Origin of the sequence: Blautia caccae (genome assembly GCF_040095955.1) — a bacterium.
GTDB classification, from domain to species: domain Bacteria; phylum Bacillota; class Clostridia; order Lachnospirales; family Lachnospiraceae; genus Blautia; species Blautia celeris.
On sequence record NZ_JBBMFP010000008.1, the window covers coordinates 41,713 to 61,751 of the forward strand.

The following is a 20,039-nucleotide window of genomic DNA, read 5'->3' on the forward strand; positions in this document are numbered from 1 at the left end:
CTATTTACAGATCATAATAATATTTAAATTCTGAGGGGCTTGGAATCTGCTCGATCTCCTGCAGTTCCTTCCTCTTCCTTTCCAGCCAGATATCAATGAGACGCTGAGGGAAGACACCGCCTGCTGTCAGGTAATCGTGGTCATTCTCCAGAGCGTCCAGGGCCTCTCCCATGGAACGGGGCAGACTCTGTATCTTCTTCTGCTCCTCAGGGGACAGGGAATACAGGTTGCAGTCAAAAGGTCCCCATCCGTGCTCGCGGGGGTCTATCTTATTCCTGATTCCGTCCAGTCCTGCCATGAGGATGGCGGAATAGGCATAATACGGATTTGCTGTGGCATCCGGATTGCGCAGTTCAAACCTCTTGGCCTCCGGTTTCTTGGCATAAGCCGGAATACGGATGACAGCACTTCTGTTCGATGTTGCATATCCGATGGTCACAGGCGCTTCATAACCGGGTACGAGGCGTTTAAAAGAGTTGGTGGAGGGGTTGGTAAACGCGCACAGGGACGCAATATGTCTGAGCAGACCGCCGATAAAATAGTGCGCTGTATGGCTCAGCCCCGAATATCCGTCTTTGTCGTAGAAAATGGGGGCTCCGTCCTTCATGAGCAGCATATGCACGTGCATACCGTTTCCGGCCTCTTTGTAAATGGGCTTCGGCATGAAGGTGACAGTTCTGCCCTCTGCTGCTGCCGCATTTTTCAGAACATATTTCACAATCATGGTCTTATCTGCCATATCCACCATATCGCCCAACTCTACCTCGATCTCCATCTGGCCCGGGCCGCCGACCTCGTGGTGATGATATTTTACCTTTACGCCCCAGTCCTCAAGAAGCATACACATTTTACTTCTGAGATTATATCCCACATCCTGGGGAGCTGCCGCGTGGTAGCCGCCCTGATACGGTACCTGATAGCCGCTGTTCTGTCCGTTGTCTATGCCGCTGTTCCACTCCGCCTGCCTGGTGTCAATGCTGTAGCTGCACTTCTGTGGTGTCACATTATAACTCACATGGTCCAGCAGATAAAATTCAAACTCCGGCCCAATCACCATACGGTCAGCAATCTGCTCTTCCTTCATATATTCCACTGCTTTGAGGGCCACATTCCTGGGATACTGGTCAAAAGGCCGATTCTCATCCTCCCCTATGGTGCAGACATTTCCGCACATAGTCAGTGTGGGAATCTCGGCAAATGGGTCCACTGTGGCAGTATCCGGGTCCGGAATAAATACCATATCACTTTTTTCTATAGGAGCATAACCGTAATTAGAACCGTCAAAACCGATTCCATAGACGAAAATGTCATCATCAAAACGTTCCACCGGAATTGTCACATGACGCCAGCGTCCGTTTAAATCCGTCATTTTAAAGTCTATCATACGGATCTGCTTTTCCTCACACAGTTTTCTCACGTCTTCACTTGTTTTCATTTTAAATCCCCCATTCTTTTTGTAAAATAGTTTGTAACTATTCAGCAGGTCTGCGCATTTACTGCGCTGACCGTAAGAACACGTTCAGCAGCCAGGCAAAAATCCCATCGCCGAAGGCGATTCTGCATGGATTTTTGCTCGTAACTGTGAGGGTACTGAACAGTTACAATAGTTTTATCGCCGCTTCCCGGCAGTCAGCGGTCCCACTTATCACACATGGAATTAATCTGATCTGCAAACTTCGCCAGGTCCTTATTTGCGCCGCCTTCATTATGACGGATAACCGTCATTAACCGCTGTCCTGCTGCAAGAAGTCTTGCATAAACACCGGAAGCCTTGCGGGCTTTTGCCTTCTCCTTCGCGTGTTTGATGACAATTCCAACCGTTTCCTTCTCAAATTCATTCGCCAGCATATCAAATTCTGTGCCGCTGAAGGGCGCCATGGCATCGTATCCCAGCTCATTTTTCAGTCTTTCCGCAAACAGATCGCATACCTGGTCATCCCCGTGTGTCACGAAGACACGCTTTGGCTTCTCCTTGAAGGAGGACGCCCAGCGCATCAGCCCCGCGTCATCCGCATGGCCGCTGATTCCCGGAAGCTTCACGATATCGGCACAGACATGGATTTCCTCACCGAACAGCCTCACATCCGTGGCCCCCTCCAGCAGCGCGCGTCCCAGCGTGCCGACTGCCTGGTATCCCACAAATACAATGGTGGATTCGCGCCTCCAGAGATTATGTTTCAGATGATGCTTGATACGTCCCGCGTCACACATGCCGCTGGCTGACAGGATGACCTTATGGCTGTCATCCATATTGATGGCTCTTGATTCGTCACTGGTTATGGAGAGTTTCAGCCCCGGAAATGCAATGGGGTTGATACCTTTCTCGATAAGCGCCATAGCCTCCTCGTCGTAGCAGTCTGTATAATGCTCCTTAAAAATATTGGTAGCCTGGACAGCCAGGGGGCTATCCACATAGACATCAAAATACGGGTATTCCGGAAGCATATTCTCCTCTTTGATTCGTCTGAGGAAATACAGCATCTCCTGAGTTCTGCCCACAGCAAAGGAAGGCACCACCACGTTTCCGTTCTTGTCAAAGGTTCTTTTCAGAATTTTCACCAATTCCCTGGCGTAGTCCGGCCGTTCGCCGTGACTCCTGTCCCCATAGGTGGATTCCATGACCACGTAATCCGCGCTGTCCAGATATTCCGGATCCTTTATAAGCGGCTGGTCCAGGTTGCCGATGTCTCCGGAGAACACGATTTTCTTCTCCACGCCCTCCTCTGTTATCCAAATTTCAATACTTGAGGACCCCAGAAGATGCCCGGCATCCACAAATCTTACCTGTATACCGTCTGCAATCCGGATTTTTCTGCTGTATTCACACCCCACAAACTGTTTGATCACATTCAGAGCATCCTCCATGGTATACGCCGGTACAAAATCAGGCTGTCCGTTTCTCTGTCCCTTGCGGTTACGCCACTCAGCCTCGAACATCTGAATATGCGCACTGTCACGAAGCATGATGTCACACAAGTCGCAGGTAGCATTTGTCGCATAAATAGGTCCCCGGAATCCTTTTGCATAAGCCAGCGGGAAATTGCCGGAATGGTCAATGTGGGCATGGGTCAGCAGTGCAAAATCTACCTCGGACAATGCCACCGGAATCTCCTGGTTTTCATACTGATCCGGCCCCTGCTCCATTCCACAGTCCACCAAAAACTTCTTCCCCGCCGCCTCCAGGAAATAACAACTTCCCGTAACCTCATGAGTCGCACCTATAAAAGTCAGTTTCATAAAAGAACCCCCTTTGCGGTTATATAAAAGTATGGTTACTTTCATTATACCGTAAAGGGGGGGAGTTTAATAGAACTTTTCAGATTATTTTATTATTTTTGATTGTAGTGATTAATTATTATCCTATCCAGATTCCATCGGTTGTTGACACCTTTGATTCACTAACGCCATTTTTCTGTGCCATACATGCTGCTTTTACACGATAATAATACCCCGAACTCACACTTAAATTATAGCTTCTCGTTAAAGTTGCCGTATTATATGCAGTATCATCAAATGATTCAACGTTATACCAAGATCCTCCTGAATACCTTTGCACAGTTATTTTTAACATAACTTTATCACATGTTACCGAGCAAAATGCACCACCATAAGCATTTATTACTCCACCGCCTAAATTGGATACCCTTGCAGAACCTTGATTTAGTAAATTTCCTCTTACTAATGCATATTGAACATCTTCTGCAGAGACTTTATTTGTTAATTCTGATCCATCAACAACTTTTCCTAAATCTTCTGTACCTGCCATAACACTTGATACACTTAAAATTATTGATAATGTCAAACCCATTATCACACTTACTATCTTTTTCATATTCTTACTCCTTCTTTTAATAAATTATATCTGAAACAATATTCTTCATATCTTCTTCTTCTATTTTACCATTAATATTGTAATATGAATTTCCATATTCCCATTGCGCAAGATAAACCGGCATTTCATCACCAACCTCTTCTATTTTCCATAGCTCAGCCTTAATGTCAACCCAATTACTTCCTATGGTTTCTAATAAAACTCCTTGATCATTCCTAAAAATACCACTTGCATCATTATAGTTAGAAAATATTTGAAGATAGATATATTTATCTTTATACTTGTATCGTATATAAGCAGCTTGTACCTCTTCATCTATTTTATACGATTCATAGCTCATACCATCCAACATATAAAAAAGTGTCGGAACCTTCACATCTAATTTCTCTTCTATTTTTCTTCTATCAACCTCTTCCGTAGAGTCACTTTCTATAATGTCTGTAGTATTATTCAATTTTGTATTGACATCGTTGCCGAAAATTTCATCAACTCTCTGCATTACATAAGCTCTATTCGCCTGACTACTCATTGATATACCAAAAATACCCATCATGGTAACAGCAATCATCGCAGTCCATTTAATCAATGTTCGTCTACGTTTCGGATAGTGAACTATTTTTTCTGATAAAGCATTATCTAATACTGTAGTATTTTGAAATTCTTCATTAACATTATCTTGACTCTTTTTATTAAAAAGTTCTATTTTCTCAACAATCTCATCTGCCTCGTCTTCAGTTGTCTCATCATCTTCGGCCAGGAGTCCCCTTTCCTTTGCTATTCCGACTATCTTTTGGAACAGTTCCTCGGAGGGCTCAAAATCATCTAAGTCCGGGCCATTTTCTAACCCGTTTATCATCTCTGCGGTTTCATCAAGGACTCTTTGGCTGACCCATTCCTCAAACGCTTTGTCTTCCTGGCCTGCCGCAGACTTATGTGTTTTTTCAATTTGCTTTTCGTCCAATTTACTCATGAAACTCCTATCTTTCCTTGACTTTTCCTGACAAGTGTATCATATTATCTTATAGTATTTGTTTTTAACTATTATTTTGAATGAGCAGGAGGACACCATGAAACATATCGTACTTACCGGCGGCGGTACTGCCGGACACGTTACCCCCAATATTGCAATGATTCCCCGCCTAAAGGAACTTGGTTATACCATTTCTTACATCGGTTCCTATGAAGGAATCGAAAAAAAACTGATAGAAGAAATGGGCATCCCTTACTATGGGATTGCATCCGGTAAATTAAGACGCTATTTTGATGTCAAAAACTTTACTGACCCATTCAAAGTTATGAAAGGCTTTGCGGAAGCTAAAAAACTTATGAAGCAGTTAAAACCCGATGTTGTCTTTTCCAAAGGCGGTTTTGTTACCGTGCCTGTGGTGATTGCGGCGAGCAGGAGGAAAATTCCCACTTTTATCCACGAATCTGACATGACACCCGGTCTGGCTAATAAAATATCCATTCCTTTTGCCACAAAAGTGTGCTGCAACTTTCCTGAGACCGTGTCTGAACTGCCAGCCAACAAGGCTGTGCTGACCGGAACTCCTATACGGCAGGAACTGCTGGAAGGAAGCCCCGAGAGGGCTCTGGAATTTACCGGTTTTACAAAAGACAAACCGGTTATTATGATCATTGGAGGAAGTCTTGGCGCTGCAGCCGTTAATGATGCCGTCCGTGCAGTCCTTCCTGAACTGCTTAAAACTTTCCAGGTGATCCATCTGTGCGGCAAAGGAAAACTGGACGAATCATTAAAAAACACAAACGGCTATGTACAGTATGAATATATCAAAAAGGAGCTTGCCGATCTGTTTGCCCTTGCGGATGTTGTCATTTCAAGAGCCGGCGCCAATGCCATCTGTGAACTGAGTGCATTGAAAAAGCCCAATCTCCTGATTCCGCTCTCTGCCCGTGCAAGCCGCGGTGACCAGATACTGAATGCCCGTTCTTTTGAACGTATGGGCTACAGTGTAGTTCTGGAAGAGGAAGAGATCACAAATGAAAAACTCCTTGAGACCATTCACTCCCTCTATAAAAACCGCGCCTCTTATGCGGATGCCATGTCAAAAAGCAAGCTGACAGATTCTATTGAAGAAATCGTCCGGCTTTTTGAACAGGCCGTGAACAAATAAATCATAGTGATTCATATTCTGACTGAAATCTCTGCTTCAGCCATTCCATCATCCTGTGTCTCTTGGTACGCACATTTTCTATGGTGATACCAAGAGCGCAGGCAATCTCTTCATCGTTTTCTCCCATGACATGTGTTCTTACCATAATCTCATACCAGTCCGTATTCTTTGCTTTTAAAGAATTCAGAATCGTACCGGTAAATTCTTTGTGCACCATCATCTGCGCCATATCATCATTATAAAATCCGGTGCGCTTTCCTCCGCTGTCACTCCTTTGTGCCATTTTATCCGTATCTTCTTTTTCGGCACGGTCAGCCGTAACTACTTCATGTACCTGATAGGCTTTCTTGCAAAAGTCAATTGCCTTTCTTCTTGCACAGACTGTAAGCCACTCCGCATAACGTGTTTTATCCACAGTGTCCACCTTTTCCAGAAACTTTAGAAATGTTTCCTGGCAGATATCCTGTGAAAGGTCTGCATCAAATAAAACGCAGTATGCCGCTTTCATAACTAAACGATAATATTGACGAAAGATTTCACGAAATTTTTCTTCTGTCATCTCAACCCTTTTCCTGAAGTCTAATCCATTGAAAACTTCTCAAGGATTTCCTGCTTATCCTCCTCTGTTAATTCGCCCGGCGTCCATGTAATCCCAGCATTGTCCCCAACGCTGCGCGGAATCAGATGGATATGGAAATGGAAAACAGTCTGGCCCGCTGCTTCCCCGTTGTTCTGCACAACATTGTAACCATCGCAGCCGAGAACATCCCTCATTCTGGTGATTATTTTCTTTGCAAGCACCATCGCTTTACCTGCCAGTTCATCCGGAATTTCATAGAGATTGGCATAGTGCTGTTTCGGCAGAACTAAAGCATGTCCTTTGTTTGCTGGTCCCAGATCCAGTATGACCCGGAAGTCCTCATCCTCATAGAGCGTTGCAGACGGAATCTCGCCGTTTGCAATCTTACAAAAAATACAATCCGACATATTTATTTCTCCTTTCTGTGCTGCTTTTGCCGGCTCATTTCGACGGCATTCTGTCATTAGTTGTTTGTCGTTTTTTGGCGCTTTTTAGGTTATGAAATTATTTGATATTTGGCAGTAACAGTGCTACACTATCAACGTAAAGAAAGAACAGGGGGGACACCTAATGACGATACAATCCGGCACTGACCAGAGCACCAGGATGCCCGAAACTGCTGATTATAAGATGCTTTATCAGCAATTAAAAATGAAGCATCAGTTTATGCTTTCCCAGGTTTCTCATGAAATAAGAAATCCTGTCACTTTGATCAACAGCTTTATGCAGCTACTGGAAGGACGGCATCCTGAACTTATACAGGATAACTACTGGCAAAAAATCATGGAGAATATGGATTTTCTAAAATCACTTCTCAATGAATTATCCGCCTTCAATAACTCTGAAAAACTGAATCTGCAGAATTCCAACATATATAATACATTCTGCGAAGTAATTGAATCTGTGACCCCGGCTTTGAATGAACGGCATATCACTATAGATTTGCAGAAACTATCTCCAATACCCGTTATAAAAGCTGACGGTATTAAACTTCGTCAACTTTTTCTCAACCTGATAAGAAACGCGTCAGACGCGATTGAAACAGAAGGACATATTTACTGCGCCATACAGTCAGACGGCGAATCCATCATCTTCACGGTATCGGATACCGGTAACGGTATTCCTTCTGAATATCAGGACGACCTGTTTGAGCCGTTTATCACGCATAAACAGGAAGGTACCGGTCTCGGTCTGCCTATCTGCAGGCGCATCGTCAGCGCTCACAAAGGCACTATTTCCTTCAAATCAAAATCCGGTGAAGGTACCACATTCAAAGTAGTTCTTCCCATCAGCTAATCACACAAAAATGTGCTGCCTTTCACTATGAAGGCAGCCTTTTCTTTCCGTGATAAAGAATGATCCCAAGAGCAAATCCACATAAAAGCCCGCCAAAGTGAGCTGCATTATCTACTCCTGCACTTGTAAATCCGTGATAAAGTGTAAGCGCAGCCAGGAATACCAACTGCCTTGTTGTAAAGTTCCCCAGTCTTCCTCTATTTCTCATCACCACATAAATCAGTGCTCCAATCACGGCAAACACCGCTCCGGAAGCACCTGCGGAGACTACCGCCTCCCCTCCTCTTATCTCTGCGTAATAAGAAATATAGCTGGCACCGATTCCGCCAATCAGATAAATAAGAAGATAGCGTATTCTGCCAACTTCCCTTTCCAGGCTGTCACCGAGAAATGCAAGCACCAACATATTATTCCCCAGATGAGCCAGTCCGAAATGAAGAAACATACAGGTGAAAAGCCGGTAATATTCATGCCCTTGTTCTATGAAGGGTGTATACGCAGCTCCCCAGTTTATAAGATGCCTGCTGTCCAGTGATGACCCTGTTATTTCAGTCAACAGAAACACCAGAACATTGACCGCTATCATGATCGTGTTCATCAAAACACTCTTCCGCATCCGTAAAAACCGTCTGAAATCGGATTCCGGCCTCTGGTTCCAGTAACTGTAATCCACCATGCACTACCTGCCTTTTTCTTCTTATCTGATATAATTCTCAGCCCTGCGATAACCACAAACCACTCATCACTCCCTGCCTGCAGGACATAGCTTCATTATAATCTCTTTCCCAGGTTAACGCAACCATATACTTCCAATTGTGCAGTTTAAAATAAGCCATTCAGGCCCTCTTATTCTGAAAATTAAGGTACTGTAACTCCGTTCCCGCAATACTTATCTTGTCACCATTATGCAGCAAATATTCCTGCTCCGGTTCCAGGATTCTGTCATTTAAAAGGGTACCGTTCTTTGAATTTAAATCCGATATAAAAAAATCATTTTCTTCTCTGCGTATTCTGCCATGTATCCTGCTTACCGCCGGATGTCTCAGACATATATCCGCCGCTGCTGCCAGCTTTCCGATAATCTCAATCTCTTTATCAAGCACAAACCGCTTTTGATTTCCCTCCTCCTCCCAGAGCAAACACACATTTTCATCATTTCGTTTCCCCGCTGAGAGAAGAATCGTCGGTCCGCAGGACTCAAAATCATCCGGCTTTATATCCTTCTCTTTTTTGCCGTTATCTTCCTGTTTTTCCGTATTCCTCTCCTCTTCTCTTTCATATTCGGTATCCCGCTCCCATCCCCATGCTTCTAACCGGTCCAACTCATGCTTCTGCTTCTTTTTCTCTTCCCTTTTGTTCTTCAGCCGGAACATAACGAAAGCCACAGCGGCAGCCGATGCGGCCACTGCTATTCCTATACAGACCTGCAGCGCATTGGCAATCTCATAATGAAGAAGCAGATAGACACATATGGCTGCTGCCGCCAGTGTAAAAATACACCCCACGGCATTTAAAAGCGGATGCTTTTCCTCCACGTCTTCCTCCTCCTCAAAAAAGGCATCCAGAGCCTGTTTTCTCTTCTCCTCTGTCATCACCGGCTCTCCACTGAACTCCTGCTCTGCGCACACCCTTTTCTCCCTGTACTCCTCTTCTTTTACAGATTCCCGGGATACTTTCCTAAGCTCTCTGCGGATCTCATCTGCTCCCGTTCCGGTCTCCACACTCTCCCGGTATACTCCATATCCCAGAACAACGGCACCTGCATCCTTATGGTCTATTTTCGGAAGGATGTATTCTGTAAGCTCTAATATGCCGCTCTGTTCCTGATTCCGTTCTGCAGGAAAGCAGCAAAAATAAAGGTGCTGCCGTTCTGTATCCATATAAATATATTTGGGATTGAACAGTATTGTCCCTACATCCAGCAGGTATTCCTCCAATCCCTCCATTATGTCCGCGGCGGCCCGGAATATCTGTTCCAAATCCGCCCTTCCGAACTTCTTCGCCTCATACATCACAAAGATGCTTTGTCTGGATGTCACCTCATAATAAAACAGGGGTTCTCCGTCTATATAACGCACAGAGAGGGGAAGCAGTCCCGGCGGCTGGTTATGAAGAAGCATTTTTATCTCATATCCCTGCGGATTTACTGCACTGCCTGCCTTCAGTACCAGATAGCTGTGATTCATCTCTCTTCTGTACTCTGCCTGCATTTTCTTTCCCCCTTTTCCCGGAACAACCGTACTTTTTTCTGTTTCATCCGGAACTCGCCGCTTAATCCATCAGTTCTTCCTTCCATTTTCTCACACTTCTCACCTTCCCGATAAAGGACACCGGGCGGATCACTTTACTTTTTGCATTGCCCTGTATATGCCACTGCAGACCTGCAAAAGGATATTTCACATATTCCTCATAATTGACTGTGATCTCCCTTTTGCTGCCGTTTACAGAATAATTTCCGTTTTCACCTGCAAGCCGTTCCCGGGCAGTTTCCAACCCGTCTCCCTGCCTGCGCACAGCCTCCGTGCTGCCTGCCACAGCCGCCTCATATGCCTTTGCTGTGTATACTCCTCTTTTTATGGTTCCTGTCAGCAACAGCAGAACCGCAAACACTGTCAGCATCCAAACACCGCTGATGCAGGCCGCTTCCAGCGTATAACTCCCCCTGCATACGAATTTTTTTCTGTCTTTTCTATCCATATCTCTCCTGTATCATCCTGTGATAATGCTAAACATCATCCCGGCAAATAAAAAGGGAATAAACGGTATCTCATACTTCCTGTCTTTTTTCTTCACTGCCAGTAAGAATCCGGCAGCCATAACAGCCGTTAAAAACGCGCCCGACAGTACACTTAAAACCTGCCAGAAGCCCAGATAGATTCCAAGCACCAATACAATGATTCCATCTGCGCTGCCCACAGCCCAGCCGGACAGTTTCCCACAGAGCAAAAGAGAGATACCGGGCAGACTGCCCAGCATAACATCCCGTGACACATCCCACAGTTCCCCCGGAACTTCTTTTATTTTTAAGGCTGTACAGATAAGGCTGCCCGCAAAAAATAAAAGAATCTTCCGGACAGAAACCGTTTTCCCTCTCGAATCTTCCCACCCCATAAATGCAAGAAAAATACCTGCTGTTATCTTTTCTGTCATCTAATCCCCCTGTTTTTGTCCGCAGCGTGAACAGAGATTTCTGTTGTCCGCCTCGGATTTTTTCATGAACCGCACATGGCGGGAAAGGCCGCCGCATGCGCTGTCACTGTGGTAACGGTTCCCCTTGTCTGTAATGTATACAAACCCATCCTTCTCATGTCCTCTCATACACTTTTCACAGGGGTAGTATTTATCCCCATACTCGTTTCTTCCCTGTACTGCACTCTGCATCCCCACGTGCTTTACCGCCAGTTTTATATGGGTACAGTCCGCTGATGTGTGATATACACTTTCATAGTCTGTCACATATACCATCTCCCCGCCGTGACTGTCATCCGTATTGCCGTATTTGTCCCCGTTATATCCCAGCCAGGCCTGTGCGGCGGCGGCAGCTTCTATCTTCACCGGAAAAACCGGAAAGAGCGACACAGGGCTTTTGTACAGATAATTTGCTTTCAATGTTACGATGCCATCCCTGTATGATGACCCCAGCAGTGTAATCCCTGCCTGTTTTCCCACAATTCCCGTGAGGTTCTCGCCTTTTACTCTCTTCTGAACCTCCGCTGAGGCATAAACAATACATGCCGCGTCTGTCACGGCACCAACCGGTGATCTGCTCTCCCCGTCTATGCTGTAGGCATACATCCCCAGCTCCTTGGCACTCTGACTCAGAGAAGATACCAGAATTGTCTGTATCCGGAAGATATCCATCATACTGACCAGCATCACCATTGCCAGAAAATAGAGGGGGAGCACTGCCGCGCTTTCCAGTGTCAGACTGCCTTTTTGCTGAAGAGAGTACCAATCCTTTCTATTACATCTTTGTCTGTCTTTTACATCGGGCATCTGCTCCCCTCCCTTTTCTGCTTTTTACATATCGTATCCGTAGTTTCTGACTGCTGTCCATTGGTTTCCCGATGGGCTTAAAAAACGGGTTTCCATCTCCAGACATTCCATGCAGGAGTCTATACGGAAGTTTTCTTTTCCGGGTTTGAGCCGTATATTCTGCTCTATCATATCCATGCAGCGGAATGCCAGGCTGTGTCCCGAAGATGCAAACAACAGTATCTGCAGATAATCGTTATAATCCAGCCCGGAAGTATTCTTTGCCTGTCCCTCCTGCAGCATGGTAAATATCTGTCCGATATTGGAAAGCTCCAACTGCCAGCCTGCACCGGTCTTAACCAGGGGGACTTTTCCGCCTGCCATGAGCTGACGTACATCCAGAAGACTTTCTCCGTAAGCCCATCCCAGAAGCAGCAGTTTTTCCACAACGAAAGCACCCTCCGGTATCAGCAGCGCAGTACACAGGGACGCAGCCAGCGCACCGGACTGTGCCCGCTTCTCCGGGTCTGTATAGAGGTACGCCGCATTCGCTGCCTCCCGAAGCAGTAAAATCCTGTTTACCGTCTTCTTCAGGTTCTCCCTGTCGCTGCCTCTGCCTCCCACAATGTACTCCACCTGGTAGTCAAGGGCTCCCGGATTTCCCGGTTCCCTGTAGGTTCCAAGCTTATTCATGGCATACGCCTGGAGGAAGAGTTTATCAGATCCCCCGGATTCCCGGCCTTTTATATCTCCCATGCCTTTCTGCAGATTTCGGTTTGAAGTGAAAACGGAAACATCTGCTTCCTTTTCGGAAATCACTGCATCATCCGGAAGAACCAGACCCAGAATCCCCATAGACCGTATTCGTTTGATGATTTCCAGGGGATTATTTTCCGAGGTAATCTGCGGCGCATCCCTATTCTCCTGTACGGTTTCCTCCGGTGCCTGCACCTCAGGCATAGGAGGCGCGCCGGCATCCTTTTGCGCCTGCTGCTGTTCTGTCACCTCTTTGGTATTGCCTAAATACTCCTTCAGGCGTTTGACAGCCGCTGTGCCCAGATGTTCCCTGACAGCTTCTGCCGCCTGCGCACAGAATGCCTCCCCCGCATTATCCGTGGCCAGTCTGTATCCTGTAATGGAACAGCTCTCCTGCCTGCTTCCCCGGATGCCGCTTTTTAAAGTCAGAGCCATGGAGTTTTCCATCTGCTGTACCACATGGTATGCATCAATGGCTCCTCTGCCGTAACCGCTGTCCAGAAAAAATAAATCGTACTCCTCCAGAAGATCCCTCTCATACTCGGAGAATACAGAATACAGTCCCGTATCTGCCGCATTCACGGCCTGTACCCGGGCATACTGTTCTCTGCAGAGCTTTATGCCTGCCGCCATGATTCCAAGCATGACAGAGAGCATCATACACATGGCAATGGTCATACTTCCCTTTTGTCTCATAACAACCTCTCTAAATACTGTTGCTCTGGCTTGTGATCTTGGACAGAATACTCTGTATCAGACTGGTAAGCTGCTTTTTAAAGATGATGACAAGCCCTATAAGAACCACTAACACGAGCACAATTTCAATCACCGTGATCCCTGATTCATCCTCATAAAACTCCCTGAATACATTCATATTTATCACCCCCTTTCCACACATTTTTACCCTGTTATGCTCTAGTAAAAGCTTAAAAAAGCGGGAATCATAACCAGTGCCATCACCAGCGCAAGCTGTATGAACATAGGCCCCAAAAGCTTTGCAGACGCCTGTTCACCGCATATTTTCGCCTTTCGTTTCCGCTCCTCTATAGCGGCTGCAGACTCCCGCTCAAGAAGTGCCAGAACTCCCCGGTTTCCCTTCTTCAGATTCTGGACAAGAAGCACGGAAAGGACCTTATATTCCGGTGAATCACAGCGGTTTCCAAACCGTTCATATGCCCGAACCTCTGCCATTCCGCCCTCCATTTCGCGGTAGGTTTCCACCAGTTCTTCATACGCCGGACGCCTCTTTCTCCCGTATATTCTGCAGGTATTTATATAGTCTTTTGCGATCTTCTCCATGGCACTGTGCACGGTCAGACCGGCCTGCAGAAACAGCAGTATTCTGCTCACGATATCGGGGTAATCTGCCTGCATTTCGGCCTTTTTCTTTCTCTCATTTTCCTTTTCTTTTTCTCTGTACAGCGGCAGGATCAGCAGGCCCAGCAAGGTGCCGAACAAGGATATGAGCAATCCGTTTCCGCTCTGTTCTTTCCGAAAAATGACCTTGGTTCCATCCACTTCTTTTGGGAGTTTTACCTTATCCCCGGAGGCCGGATTCTGCGCATCCACTGCCCTCTGTATCTCCCTTTCCAGTTTTATCTTATGGGATACCAGCTCCGGGTAAACGGTGACTTCTTTCTCCCACCGCCCCTCTGCCTCCCCCAGACTCAGGTCGCAGGTAAGCTTCACGCCGGTGCCTCCTTCTGCAGCATTATCCCCTATCTTTCCTTCCCAATCCAATATCTCAGGCGTGTCTGTACTCCAGGACAGATTTACAGGGAAATCAGGGCTGCGGTCCGGCAGATAAAGCGGATGCTGCACTTTGTTCAGGTTCTTGTTTTCTCCCCGGATCAGAGCGTCCATCTCCTCTTTTACCTGCTCAATGATTTCTTCTGCCTCTTCCTCTCCATACTCCTTTTCGCGGACCTGTACTGTGATCTCCTGGTTTCCCTTCTCTGACTTTACAGTCAGCTTCTCCTCATAATCCCCCTGACCGAATTCACGCCGTTCCAGATACTCCGTGTTTTCCCTGTCACCTGACCTCTTTTCCAGGATGTACAGGGTAAGTCCGGCGGCGTTTGCAAGAAGGACCACGGCGATTCCGGCAGCCAGGACCTTTCTCTCTCCGGAAAAGATTTTTTCAGACTTCAATCTCCACAATCCTCCTGCCCCAGATAAATGCGGCTGCGTAGCAGCCAAGACAAATCGTCATGATACAGACTCCTGCCGCATTGTGATACAGGACATCCATAAATCCTGGCGATGTCAGGCGCATATAGAGGATGATTCCCACAGGCATGAAACTCATCATGTTCTGCTCCATTTTCCTTGCGGCCAGCATGGCGTCAATCTCTTTTTTCACGTCAATCTTGTCCTCCATGATACTGACGCAGTTCTGTATAGTCTCCCGCATATTGCCGCCCATGCGTTTGGATTGTGCCAGGATTTCGGAAAAACTGCGGATATCTTCTACCTGGCTTCTGCTCCCCAAATCATAAAACAGCTTCTCCACGGGAACACTGACACGCATCTGCGCTGCCATGTACGCCATCTCTCTTGAGATCTCCCTGTCGGGACCGTATATGCGGTTCATGTCCTTTCCCGCCTCCAGAACCGCGTTTTCCAGTGAATAACCCGCTGAGATACCGGCTCCCAGAGCGTTGAGTGCATCCCTGAACTGATGGTGAAGCCTCCTGCGCCGCAGCATCAGAAGCTGGCGTTTCCTCTGCCTGATATACCAGAAAGGAATGGGCAGCATGAATAAAAAGGTGATAAGGCTCTGGTAGCAGAGCGCATCTATCACCACACAGATAAGTACGCTCTCCCCCAGATATCTGGCCCATTCCAGAATTGTCAGTTTGTAGTGTTCATAGTCCATCTTCAAGTATGATCCCCGCCCTTTCTAATTTTTCCCTGTGTTTCAGCTTCCCTTTCTGCACCAGGCCCTGATCCTCCTCATACAGAAACAGGGGGTGCAGCAGCACTTCATCCTCATTCATCCCGTCTACCTCGCAGATTTCCAGCAGCCTGCGGCTCTTATCCCTGAGCCTGCCAAGGTGGACAAACAGATCAAACCCCGCCGCGATCTGCCTCCTGACAGCCGGAAGCGGAAGATTGATTCCCATGAGAACCAATGTCTCCAGCCTTGTGACCATATCGCGGCAGCTATTGGCGTGGATGGTTGACATGCTGCCCTCAGCCCCCACATTGACAGCCTGCAGCAGTTCCTCCGCGTCGCTTCTCACCTCGCCCACGATATATAATAAGTTACTTTTTGATGTGTAACTCTGTAACCTTTGTATGAAAAAGGCGGTCTAAGAGGAAGTTGTAAACCCTGTCAACTCTGTATGAGTTTAGCATCCATCAATGGATGAGGCATTTTTTGAAATAAATAGAAAACACCTTTTCCCATGACTAAACTTAATGTAAAATAGATAATATCAACGAATGGAAAGAGGTTGCCGATATGCCAAAAGACCATAAGAGAAATACTTCATCCATGCAAGAAGCCAGACAAAAGATCGTTCAAGAGAAATACAACACCTTAAAGACTGTCTTAGAAGATATGATACATAATAAAGAAGAAGTCACTGTTGCCAGAGTTTGTGAACTCTCAGGACTAAGCAAAAGCTACCTTTACCAAAATGAAAAGGCTAAAAAGCTGTTCAATGAAGCAAAAGCTCTGGATGAGGGAAGAGCTAAGTATAATCATATATCACCAAATACTCATGGAAAATTGGATATTAACCCTAAGATGCGCCATGATGATATGCTCTTACAGTATGAAGAAACGAAAAGGAAGTTATACGAAACTTATATGATGACCTTTCGGTTGATTAAAGAAGAAAACAAGAGGCTCAAAAAAGCAATTCAGTCCAGCCAAAAAAGATTAGAATATTTACAAAGTATGCCAAAAATCAAATTGCATATTATTCCCAACTGCAAAAATAGAGGATTCCTTTCTTATTCAATAACGACACCTAAAGGGCAAAAACTTTATAATGGCATCGGGGAAGATACAATTAAAGGGATTATATGGGGAACATATACTTTATTTGCAAAACATCATTCCTTTGAATTGGCTACTCATATAGATGGTATTATTATAGAAAAGAAAGATGATTGCTACTTGCTTACTATTACAGATACGATAAAAGAAGAGATTACAATAGATATTTTAATGAACGTCACAGATTAAATAGTAAAGAGCTATCGACATTATGTCTGTAGCTCTTTACTATTTGATTATTGCTTTATTGAAAGAATCTCTTGTTTATCTTTATTTTGGCTTAAAAAATCATAAATAATTGAAGCTGCTGTTTCAACTAGGCTCAGCACTTTTTCATTCTTCTTTACATTATTTAATTTTTGAGGAGAATCTACACACAGAAATCCGATTGTATCATACTTTTTATCTTTTCCTTTTTTACGAATTGGATAAACAATAGTTGTATTATATTTTTGTATATAACTTTGATTTTCATTTTTATAATCCACTAATGCACTATATTTTTTTAAATCAGAAACAAAGAAAAATTTACCACATTCCTCAATCAATGTATAAAAATCAGTATTATTTTTTATTGTGTACAAATTTTCTTCTCTTTGTCCTTGCTGGGGAAATCTAAACCATGTAAAAATTTTACTCTCTTCTGGTTTTTCTTTATCTACATTCTTTACTAATTTAATTGAAAGACTAAATATTGCCTTTGGATATATTTTGCTTATTTTTTCAATCAATTCTTTAGAATAGTCTTCTATATCAAATTGACCAAGGTCTATTTTTTCACTTGTTTCTAATATTAGTTTTATATCTTTAAAATCCATTTTCATTTTTTTATATTTTATTGCATTTCTACTTATCATTAGAATATTACTTATGATAGAAACGCACAATGCTATAATAGCTAAAATTATATTCATATTATCAAACATCGCTGCCTTCACCTCCCTCGTCCATTATACTATGCTGAAACATTGCTTTAATTGAATATCCACAACACAGCCAAGAAGCCATCAACATAATCACAGATACTATAATACTTTTTATTTCCTTTTTCTCAGAAAAATCTATTCTCGTCAAACAATACAATAATATCTGAAAACAAACTAATATTGCACAGAAAAAGAAAGCCCAAGATAAATATTCATCTTTTTTACTTTTCATTTCAAACAAATCAAATAACATAGGTATAGTTAATGAAAACAACGACAATAGAATTTCGCCATTGCCAAATAATGCAAGCAAATCAAATGTATTATTATAGTAACTCACTACTGTAGCAAAAAGTAACGGCAAAAAGACACTTACCACTGCTAAGCGAATCCATTTATTTCTCATCTGTTTATATTGTTCCGCTTCCATTCCTTCAAATATAAATGGCTTATTTCTCCTATTCCCAGGCAACTAATTCACCCTCTCTCACTTTCCAAATCATCTATTTGTTTGATATAAATAATACATAGAATTTTACCAAAAGAATAATGGTCTTTCAATCACTTTCAGACATTTCTTTACAAAAATAGCCACCGATCATACCAGATCGGCAGCTGTAAGTATATCTATATTGCGTTTTCTCCATACTTTGCTCTTACCTTAGCATAAAACCTTTGCAGACTTTCCTCAATATCCACTTCTGCTTCTTTAGGCAGTTCAAAGTCAGCCGTTTCTTCTTCAATCTTCCTTACATACTCATCAGTAAATTGAGGATACTCACTCAAAAGACAAGTCATGCGGAAATATGCGTTAATCTGAATACAGTGATCTACACACTGTTCAAATAACTCCTGTGTCATTGGAATCTGATGCTCTATGGCTGCATTTTCTTCTTCTGACAAATATATGGCTTCTCTAACAAACTCAGCCAATCTCTCTTTTTCTTTATCTGTAAGATTATCAAACCTGTCCATCTGCACATGCTCCCTGTTCTGAAATATTATAATCTTTCAATAATCCCAAATATACAAACATTCTCACCGCATCTTTAATGCCTGCCATATATGAAATATCTGAATAGCGATTATCACAGGTTTTTACACAGGCTATGTAATCATTAATAAGGATTCTCTGCTCATCAGGCAAATCCAGATTTGTATACCGACGTTCCAGCTCCCCTTCATCCTCTATGTCATGCAGATATATCTCATCTGTCATAACAAGGTCATATCGGCTGTTATCCATAAATTGCCCCATTCCCATATTCAGTAGCTTGTTTATTAACTGTTCCATGTGTTCTCCTCCTTTGGATTGTGTAAGAAGTCTAATCAGATTTCTTAGAACTTATATTTATATATTAGATTTCTTACACTATAGATGTCAACTATTTTCGATTTACATTATTTGTCAATTTTCGACAATTATAGAGAGGTTCATATGGAAGAATACGACTATGGCTATATTAAAATCAAGCTCGATCAACTACTAAGGGATAAAAAGATAAGTAAAAACAGGCTGGCACACAGGGCAGAGATGCAAAGAACTCAAATCAACAATTATTGCCATGAAACAATCACAAGACTGGATACTGCTGTTTTGGCTAGGATTTGTCATGCTTTGGACTGCAAAATTGAGGATTTACTGGAATTTGTGCCGAAAGAAAGTATAAAAGAGAACCATCAATAAAATCTTTCCTCATATGATTGTGCAAGAAGTCTAATCAGATTTCATAGAACTTATATTCCTATACTCCATTTCTTACACTATATCTAAGTATGTATTAAACGAAAAAGGAGACGGATATTATGGAAGAATATGACTATGGGTATATCAAAATCAAACTGGATGACTTACTTAAAGACAGAGGCATAAGCAAAAATAAGCTGGCTCATCGAGCAGAAATGCAACGTACCCAGATTAACAATTACTGCAACAATGAAGCCACAAGACTTGATACTGCTGTTTTAGCCCGAATATGTAATGCTTTGGACTGTAAAATTGAAGATTTGCTTGAATTTGTACCAGCTAAAGAAAAAGACTGACAAAGAGCTACTGGATGCACATATCCAGTAGCTCTTTTCTTTTAGAGAGAATACTCAGCTTTGCTGTAAAACTTTGTTTAGCATATACTTTAGTTCCAAAAATTTCATGTACTTATAAGGGTTTTTAAAAATGCTTTTAATACTAAGTGGGTAAATGATCTGATACTGGATACGATGATTGATGCACCACTGGCAAATAGTCTTTGTGGTGAATCCTCCCGACTGGAAATTATTTTCCAGGTAAGAAATTTGTCGTTCCTCCCAATCGCTGTAGGAAGCCACCGCAACAGGGAAGTTTAGACGCTCTGCAAAGAAATGTAATCCTTCGAGTCCATCCTCGTTAAACTTTAATATTCGCTTCATAGTCTCCTTTCTGCTTCTCTCTGCTCTCTAATATACCACATATAACAGTAAATGAATAGCAAAAGATTTATTTTACCGCCAGTCCTACAGTTTACCAGAGCCTTGTCGGGTAGGAACCTTTTAA

Annotated in this window: 26 protein-coding genes; 5 read left to right on the forward strand and 21 right to left on the reverse strand. The window is 43.7% G+C overall.

Annotated features, from left to right (window positions below):
• Nucleotides 1-4 precede the first annotated feature (4 nt).
• The 4 genes from glnA to WMO65_RS10300 all read right to left on the reverse strand — a co-directional run bounded on the left by glnA (nucleotide 5) and on the right by WMO65_RS10300 (nucleotide 4,802).
• A complete protein-coding gene (gene glnA / locus WMO65_RS10285) occupies nucleotides 5-1,435 on the reverse strand; it encodes a type I glutamate--ammonia ligase (protein WP_148391714.1) in 1,431 nt (476 codons plus the stop codon).
• Nucleotides 1,436-1,629: 194 nt separating this feature from the next.
• Nucleotides 1,630-3,237 (reverse strand): MBL fold metallo-hydrolase RNA specificity domain-containing protein, encoded by a 1,608-nt coding sequence (locus WMO65_RS10290; RefSeq protein ID WP_148391713.1) that lies wholly within the window; start codon nucleotides 3,235-3,237, stop codon nucleotides 1,630-1,632.
• 118 nt (nucleotides 3,238-3,355) lie between these two features.
• On the reverse strand, nucleotides 3,356-3,832 hold the full coding sequence (locus WMO65_RS10295; protein ID WP_148391712.1) for a DUF6147 family protein: 477 nt from the start codon (nucleotides 3,830-3,832) through the stop codon (nucleotides 3,356-3,358).
• A 16-nt stretch (nucleotides 3,833-3,848) separates the two neighbouring features.
• Complete coding sequence (locus WMO65_RS10300) at nucleotides 3,849-4,802, reverse strand: DUF4367 domain-containing protein (RefSeq protein WP_349064100.1); 954 nt, start codon at nucleotides 4,800-4,802, stop codon at nucleotides 3,849-3,851.
• 97 nt (nucleotides 4,803-4,899) lie between these two features.
• Here WMO65_RS10300 and murG point away from each other — a divergent pair, with 97 nt between their 5' ends.
• Nucleotides 4,900-5,967, forward strand: a complete 1,068-nt coding sequence (gene murG / locus WMO65_RS10305) for an undecaprenyldiphospho-muramoylpentapeptide beta-N-acetylglucosaminyltransferase (protein WP_148391710.1) — start codon at nucleotides 4,900-4,902, stop codon at nucleotides 5,965-5,967.
• Between the two features lies 1 nt (nucleotide 5,968).
• On the opposite strand, the gene WMO65_RS10310 is transcribed toward murG, so the two are convergent.
• Together WMO65_RS10310 and WMO65_RS10315 are read right to left on the reverse strand one after the other, a co-directional pair.
• Entirely contained in the window at nucleotides 5,969-6,526 is a 558-nt protein-coding gene (locus WMO65_RS10310; protein WP_148391709.1) for an RNA polymerase sigma factor, read from the reverse strand.
• Nucleotides 6,527-6,546: 20 nt separating this feature from the next.
• On the reverse strand, nucleotides 6,547-6,954 hold the full coding sequence (locus WMO65_RS10315; protein ID WP_033142069.1) for an HIT family protein: 408 nt from the start codon (nucleotides 6,952-6,954) through the stop codon (nucleotides 6,547-6,549).
• A 163-nt stretch (nucleotides 6,955-7,117) separates the two neighbouring features.
• On the opposite strand from WMO65_RS10315, the gene WMO65_RS10320 reads away from it, so the two are divergent.
• On the forward strand, nucleotides 7,118-7,843 hold the full coding sequence (locus WMO65_RS10320) for a sensor histidine kinase (RefSeq protein ID WP_103732468.1): 726 nt from the start codon (nucleotides 7,118-7,120) through the stop codon (nucleotides 7,841-7,843).
• A 25-nt stretch (nucleotides 7,844-7,868) separates the two neighbouring features.
• Here the strand turns inward: WMO65_RS10320 and WMO65_RS10325 are convergent, their stop codons facing one another.
• The 10 genes from WMO65_RS10325 to WMO65_RS10370 all read right to left on the reverse strand — a co-directional run bounded on the left by WMO65_RS10325 (nucleotide 7,869) and on the right by WMO65_RS10370 (nucleotide 15,819).
• Nucleotides 7,869-8,459 carry a rhomboid family intramembrane serine protease gene (locus tag WMO65_RS10325; protein WP_033142097.1) on the reverse strand — a complete coding sequence of 197 codons (591 nt, stop codon included), beginning with the start codon at nucleotides 8,457-8,459 and terminating at the stop codon, nucleotides 7,869-7,871.
• 220 nt (nucleotides 8,460-8,679) lie between these two features.
• The gene (locus tag WMO65_RS10330; RefSeq protein ID WP_148391708.1) at nucleotides 8,680-10,053 is read right to left on the reverse strand and encodes a DUF6382 domain-containing protein; all 1,374 of its coding nucleotides are present in this window, start codon (nucleotides 10,051-10,053) and stop codon (nucleotides 8,680-8,682) included.
• 61 nt (nucleotides 10,054-10,114) lie between these two features.
• Nucleotides 10,115-10,540 carry a hypothetical protein gene (locus WMO65_RS10335; protein ID WP_148391707.1) on the reverse strand — a complete coding sequence of 142 codons (426 nt, stop codon included), beginning with the start codon at nucleotides 10,538-10,540 and terminating at the stop codon, nucleotides 10,115-10,117.
• A gap of 12 nt (nucleotides 10,541-10,552) precedes the next feature.
• Nucleotides 10,553-10,993 (reverse strand): A24 family peptidase, encoded by a 441-nt coding sequence (locus WMO65_RS10340; RefSeq protein WP_148391706.1) that lies wholly within the window; start codon nucleotides 10,991-10,993, stop codon nucleotides 10,553-10,555.
• Nucleotides 10,994-11,839, reverse strand: coding sequence for a TadE/TadG family type IV pilus assembly protein (locus WMO65_RS10345; protein WP_349064102.1), 846 nt, complete (start codon nucleotides 11,837-11,839; stop codon nucleotides 10,994-10,996). It abuts the gene before it with no gap.
• Between the two features lie 24 nt (nucleotides 11,840-11,863).
• A complete protein-coding gene (locus WMO65_RS10350) occupies nucleotides 11,864-13,270 on the reverse strand; it encodes a DUF5702 domain-containing protein (RefSeq protein ID WP_148391704.1) in 1,407 nt (468 codons plus the stop codon).
• A gap of 10 nt (nucleotides 13,271-13,280) precedes the next feature.
• Entirely contained in the window at nucleotides 13,281-13,448 is a 168-nt protein-coding gene (locus WMO65_RS10355; protein WP_103732463.1) for a Flp1 family type IVb pilin, read from the reverse strand.
• A 41-nt stretch (nucleotides 13,449-13,489) separates the two neighbouring features.
• Nucleotides 13,490-14,725, reverse strand: coding sequence for a type II secretion system F family protein (locus tag WMO65_RS10360; protein WP_148391703.1), 1,236 nt, complete (start codon nucleotides 14,723-14,725; stop codon nucleotides 13,490-13,492).
• Nucleotides 14,715-15,452, reverse strand: coding sequence for a type II secretion system F family protein (locus tag WMO65_RS10365; RefSeq protein ID WP_052099551.1), 738 nt, complete (start codon nucleotides 15,450-15,452; stop codon nucleotides 14,715-14,717). Before WMO65_RS10365 ends, WMO65_RS10360 begins: the two co-directional genes overlap by 11 nt.
• Complete coding sequence (locus WMO65_RS10370; RefSeq protein WP_243128784.1) at nucleotides 15,442-15,819, reverse strand: P-loop NTPase family protein; 378 nt, start codon at nucleotides 15,817-15,819, stop codon at nucleotides 15,442-15,444. Before WMO65_RS10370 ends, WMO65_RS10365 begins: the two co-directional genes overlap by 11 nt.
• Before the next feature lie 221 nt (nucleotides 15,820-16,040).
• Here WMO65_RS10370 and WMO65_RS10375 point away from each other — a divergent pair, with 221 nt between their 5' ends.
• Nucleotides 16,041-16,772, forward strand: a complete 732-nt coding sequence (locus WMO65_RS10375) for a DUF6262 family protein (RefSeq protein ID WP_148391702.1) — start codon at nucleotides 16,041-16,043, stop codon at nucleotides 16,770-16,772.
• A gap of 47 nt (nucleotides 16,773-16,819) precedes the next feature.
• Here the strand turns inward: WMO65_RS10375 and WMO65_RS10380 are convergent, their stop codons facing one another.
• The 4 genes from WMO65_RS10380 to WMO65_RS10395 all read right to left on the reverse strand — a co-directional run bounded on the left by WMO65_RS10380 (nucleotide 16,820) and on the right by WMO65_RS10395 (nucleotide 18,803).
• Nucleotides 16,820-17,509 carry a hypothetical protein gene (locus WMO65_RS10380; protein WP_148391701.1) on the reverse strand — a complete coding sequence of 230 codons (690 nt, stop codon included), beginning with the start codon at nucleotides 17,507-17,509 and terminating at the stop codon, nucleotides 16,820-16,822.
• Nucleotides 17,502-17,981, reverse strand: coding sequence for a hypothetical protein (locus WMO65_RS10385; protein ID WP_148391700.1), 480 nt, complete (start codon nucleotides 17,979-17,981; stop codon nucleotides 17,502-17,504). Before WMO65_RS10385 ends, WMO65_RS10380 begins: the two co-directional genes overlap by 8 nt.
• A 155-nt stretch (nucleotides 17,982-18,136) precedes the next feature.
• Entirely contained in the window at nucleotides 18,137-18,484 is a 348-nt protein-coding gene (locus WMO65_RS10390) for a hypothetical protein (protein ID WP_148391699.1), read from the reverse strand.
• Nucleotides 18,471-18,803: a hypothetical protein gene (locus tag WMO65_RS10395; protein WP_148391698.1), complete on the reverse strand. Its 333-nt coding sequence runs from the start codon at nucleotides 18,801-18,803 to the stop codon at nucleotides 18,471-18,473. Before WMO65_RS10395 ends, WMO65_RS10390 begins: the two co-directional genes overlap by 14 nt.
• A 144-nt stretch (nucleotides 18,804-18,947) precedes the next feature.
• On the opposite strand from WMO65_RS10395, the gene WMO65_RS10400 reads away from it, so the two are divergent.
• Complete coding sequence (locus WMO65_RS10400; protein WP_148391697.1) at nucleotides 18,948-19,196, forward strand: helix-turn-helix domain-containing protein; 249 nt, start codon at nucleotides 18,948-18,950, stop codon at nucleotides 19,194-19,196.
• A 119-nt stretch (nucleotides 19,197-19,315) separates the two neighbouring features.
• Nucleotides 19,316-19,552, forward strand: a complete 237-nt coding sequence (locus WMO65_RS10405) for a helix-turn-helix domain-containing protein (RefSeq protein ID WP_148391696.1) — start codon at nucleotides 19,316-19,318, stop codon at nucleotides 19,550-19,552.
• Between the two features lie 54 nt (nucleotides 19,553-19,606).
• On the opposite strand, the gene WMO65_RS10410 is transcribed toward WMO65_RS10405, so the two are convergent.
• Entirely contained in the window at nucleotides 19,607-19,915 is a 309-nt protein-coding gene (locus WMO65_RS10410) for a hypothetical protein (protein WP_148391695.1), read from the reverse strand.
• Nucleotides 19,916-20,039 lie beyond the last annotated feature (124 nt).

Bases quoted from the DNA above. Each gene is read 5' to 3' on its own strand.
- glnA (WP_148391714.1), bottom strand. From the start codon at position 1,435: ATGAAAACAAGTGAAGACGTGAGAAAACTGTGTGAGGAAAAGCAGATC.
- WMO65_RS10290 (WP_148391713.1), bottom strand. From the start codon at position 3,237: ATGAAACTGACTTTTATAGGTGCGACTCATGAGGTTACGGGAAGTTGT.
- WMO65_RS10295 (WP_148391712.1), bottom strand. From the start codon at position 3,832: ATGAAAAAGATAGTAAGTGTGATAATGGGTTTGACATTATCAATAATT.
- WMO65_RS10300 (WP_349064100.1), bottom strand. From the start codon at position 4,802: ATGAGTAAATTGGACGAAAAGCAAATTGAAAAAACACATAAGTCTGCG.
- murG (WP_148391710.1), top strand. From the start codon at position 4,900: ATGAAACATATCGTACTTACCGGCGGCGGTACTGCCGGACACGTTACC.
- WMO65_RS10310 (WP_148391709.1), bottom strand. From the start codon at position 6,526: ATGACAGAAGAAAAATTTCGTGAAATCTTTCGTCAATATTATCGTTTA.
- WMO65_RS10315 (WP_033142069.1), bottom strand. From the start codon at position 6,954: ATGTCGGATTGTATTTTTTGTAAGATTGCAAACGGCGAGATTCCGTCT.
- WMO65_RS10320 (WP_103732468.1), top strand. From the start codon at position 7,118: ATGACGATACAATCCGGCACTGACCAGAGCACCAGGATGCCCGAAACT.
- WMO65_RS10325 (WP_033142097.1), bottom strand. From the start codon at position 8,459: ATGCGGAAGAGTGTTTTGATGAACACGATCATGATAGCGGTCAATGTT.
- WMO65_RS10330 (WP_148391708.1), bottom strand. From the start codon at position 10,053: ATGCAGGCAGAGTACAGAAGAGAGATGAATCACAGCTATCTGGTACTG.
- WMO65_RS10335 (WP_148391707.1), bottom strand. From the start codon at position 10,540: ATGGATAGAAAAGACAGAAAAAAATTCGTATGCAGGGGGAGTTATACG.
- WMO65_RS10340 (WP_148391706.1), bottom strand. From the start codon at position 10,993: ATGACAGAAAAGATAACAGCAGGTATTTTTCTTGCATTTATGGGGTGG.
- WMO65_RS10345 (WP_349064102.1), bottom strand. From the start codon at position 11,839: ATGCCCGATGTAAAAGACAGACAAAGATGTAATAGAAAGGATTGGTAC.
- WMO65_RS10350 (WP_148391704.1), bottom strand. From the start codon at position 13,270: ATGAGACAAAAGGGAAGTATGACCATTGCCATGTGTATGATGCTCTCT.
- WMO65_RS10355 (WP_103732463.1), bottom strand. From the start codon at position 13,448: ATGAATGTATTCAGGGAGTTTTATGAGGATGAATCAGGGATCACGGTG.
- WMO65_RS10365 (WP_052099551.1), bottom strand. From the start codon at position 15,452: ATGGACTATGAACACTACAAACTGACAATTCTGGAATGGGCCAGATAT.
- WMO65_RS10375 (WP_148391702.1), top strand. From the start codon at position 16,041: ATGCCAAAAGACCATAAGAGAAATACTTCATCCATGCAAGAAGCCAGA.
- WMO65_RS10380 (WP_148391701.1), bottom strand. From the start codon at position 17,509: ATGTTTGATAATATGAATATAATTTTAGCTATTATAGCATTGTGCGTT.
- WMO65_RS10390 (WP_148391699.1), bottom strand. From the start codon at position 18,484: ATGGACAGGTTTGATAATCTTACAGATAAAGAAAAAGAGAGATTGGCT.
- WMO65_RS10395 (WP_148391698.1), bottom strand. From the start codon at position 18,803: ATGGAACAGTTAATAAACAAGCTACTGAATATGGGAATGGGGCAATTT.
- WMO65_RS10400 (WP_148391697.1), top strand. From the start codon at position 18,948: ATGGAAGAATACGACTATGGCTATATTAAAATCAAGCTCGATCAACTA.
- WMO65_RS10405 (WP_148391696.1), top strand. From the start codon at position 19,316: ATGGAAGAATATGACTATGGGTATATCAAAATCAAACTGGATGACTTA.
- WMO65_RS10410 (WP_148391695.1), bottom strand. From the start codon at position 19,915: ATGAAGCGAATATTAAAGTTTAACGAGGATGGACTCGAAGGATTACAT.